Source organism: Bartonella sp. AP21QHHD (assembly GCF_042196205.1).
Lineage (GTDB): Bacteria > Pseudomonadota > Alphaproteobacteria > Rhizobiales > Rhizobiaceae > Bartonella.
On sequence record NZ_JBHIPT010000006.1, the window covers coordinates 1 to 1,331 of the forward strand.

A 1,331-nucleotide genomic window follows, 5' to 3' on the forward strand; every position below is an offset into this window, starting at 1 on the left:
GCCGTTACATAGCCTTGATCCAAATAAACTTTGGTTAACTTCTTGATTAAGAGCTGAATATCAAAAAGACCGATACATCTTCCAACATAAGGCTCTGTTACGGCTGATATAGAGCGCTTTTTGACATGGTGCACTCCCTCAACAACAACAGCATGAATTGGAAAACATTGCTTCCCACCCAAAAGCGTTTCTGGATTTTGCTCTGAAGGCGTCTTTATCCTTTTAGGCGTTAAAGCGCGTAATTTCTCAATTCTTTCTAATTGCTGCTTCTCAGATTGTTGGCGAGAAAAATTATCTGTTGGGGAATGAAAAATAGCTGAGGAGCGCGCATAAACATTTACACCTGTAAACAAGCCAAAGAAAACAAAAATGGCACGAAAAATTCTCAAAAGAGAACTTTGGCGTAAAAATATCAATAACAATACAGATTGCCCCCGCTTTGCATTATTCATGAAGCACTCTTTAAAAGAACTTCATGGAACCTCTAACAAGTCCACTCAAAACAGCCACTGCCCTATGACGCTTTTAACAAAAGCACATGCCTCTGTAACCAAAAAAGTGACACCCAAAACTGCTTTATTTTACAAAAAACGCTTTATTTGAATTGCTGAAGATCTCTCCCCCACATTTATATGAGAAAACCTCTAAACAAAACTGTTTAGCCCGTCAATGGTTAATATATCAATATCCCCAGTTTAATGCTACAATATATTTATCAATAATTAGAGATAAATTCACTCTCCAGCTCCTCTAAGCCACTCAACACGCATATAAACGAGACATCATGCTATCAAGCACATCCTGTCGTCAAAAACCATCATAGAAAACAATAAGAAATCTCTTTGAGAGCCTTTCAAGACAATTACGCAAAACTCTTTTTCCTGCCTTTGCTCGCCAAATGTGGCGAGCAAACAAAGTCTTGATTTTCTAATAAGTTATATTTAATGGCATTTTCATCAAAGAACTTTTCTCCAAAGACAATGATCTGAGTGATCTGAACAGAAGAGTTTTGTCCAGTGCTGTCAGTGTTGTCAGTTCTTTTTAGAGCCTATATTATTTTTTTAAATGAGAGAAAATTAAAAACATTATATTTCAATATGTTAGCATTTTAACGATACAACCTATATCGACAATACAACCTTAAATACAATCCATAATATATATTTGTCAGTTTGTGTCAGTAAATTAAACTGACAAAATAGACTATTTTAGTGACTCATAAAACCTATCAAAATACTCATTATGATATTTTAAAAGCACATAGTTCATTTGTCTTGATGAACACGTGAAACGAACAGCAAAATTCACTATTTTGCTGATTTTACCTCATG

Annotated in this window: 1 protein-coding gene; it reads right to left on the reverse strand. The window is 34.9% G+C overall.

The genetic code is table 11. The features are described 5' to 3' along the window. Window positions 1–452: POTRA domain-containing protein (locus tag ACFIMC_RS00120; RefSeq protein ID WP_375685603.1), on the reverse strand; the 452-nt coding region annotated here is incomplete at its 3' end. Between the last annotated feature and the right edge of the window lie 879 nt (window positions 453–1,331).